The organism is Phocaeicola faecium (assembly GCF_014837055.1).
GTDB lineage: Bacteria > Bacteroidota > Bacteroidia > Bacteroidales > Bacteroidaceae > Phocaeicola > Phocaeicola gallinarum.
The window spans coordinates 1-1,316 of sequence record NZ_JACSPQ010000042.1 but is presented as its reverse complement, the minus strand read 5'-3'; the positions used below and the strand labels follow the sequence as shown (position 1 = coordinate 1,316).

General features: G+C 57.8%; 1 rRNA gene. It reads right to left on the bottom strand.

The window, feature by feature from the left end:
• Positions 1-1,004 (bottom strand): 16S ribosomal RNA (locus H9626_RS15770); the annotation flags it as partial.
• Positions 1,005-1,316 lie beyond the last annotated feature (312 nt).

The following is a 1,316-nucleotide window of genomic DNA, read 5'->3' as shown; positions in this document are numbered from 1 at the left end:
AAACCCCATCTCTGAGGTCGTCGGGAACATGTCAAGCCCAGGTAAGGTTCTTCGCGTTGCATCGAATTAATCCGCATGCTCCGCCGCTTGTGCGGGCCCCCGTCAATTTCTTTGAGTTTTAGCCTTGCGGCCGTACTCCCCAGGCGGGATGCTTAACGCGTTAGCTCCGACACGGAACCCGTGGAAAGGGCCCCACATCCAGCATCCACCGTTTACGGCGTGGACTACCAGGGTATCTAATCCTGTTCGCTCCTCACGCTTTCGCTCCTCAGCGTCAGTAACGGCCCAGAGACCTGCCTTCGCCATTGGTGTTCTTCCCGATATCTACACATTCCACCGTTACACCGGGAATTCCAGTCTCCCCTGCCGCACTCCAGCCCGCCCGTACCCGGCGCAGATCCACCGTTAAGCGATGGACTTTCACACCAGACGCGACGAACCGCCTACGAGCCCTTTACGCCCAATAAATCCGGATAACGCTTGCACCCTACGTATTACCGCGGCTGCTGGCACGTAGTTAGCCGGTGCTTATTCAACGGGTACACTCACTCTCGCTTGCTCCCCGATAAAAGCGGTTTACAACCCGAAGGCCTCCATCCCGCACGCGGCGTCGCTGCGTCAGGCTTTCGCCCATTGCGCAATATTCCCCACTGCTGCCTCCCGTAGGAGTCTGGGCCGTATCTCAGTCCCAATGTGGCCGGTCGCCCTCTCAGGCCGGCTACCCGTCGAAGCCTTGGTGGGCCATCACCCCACCAACAAGCTGATAGGACGCGACCCCATCCCATGCCGCAAAAGCTTTCCCAGAATCCCATGCGGTCATCTGGAGCATCCGGCATTACCACCCGTTTCCAGGAGCTATTCCGGTGCATGGGGCAGGTTGGTCACGCATTACTCACCCGTTCGCCACTCTCACCCCGGCGCAAGCGCCAGGGATCCCGTTCGACTTGCATGTGTTAAGCACGCCGCCAGCGTTCATCCTGAGCCAGAATCGAACCCTCCACAAAAAACCTTGCGAAGACATCCGAACGATGACTCCAAACATAATTGACGAGACCGTTTATAAGGAAAACGATCCACACAAAACCCCGACCCCCATCAAGGCCCCTCGGCCACTCCCAACAAAGGAGCGGGAATCGGACTGGCAATCAAAATGACTCTACAAAGTAGTACAAACACGCTCTTGAGTTCTCAAACCACCACCGCTCGGCCAACCCGAACCACCCCAGCGGGGCGACCCGCGCCGACCGGCAGCAAGGGAATAACTTACACCAACCCAGCCACCAACGCAAACCCGACCAAACCAAACACCCCAAAAA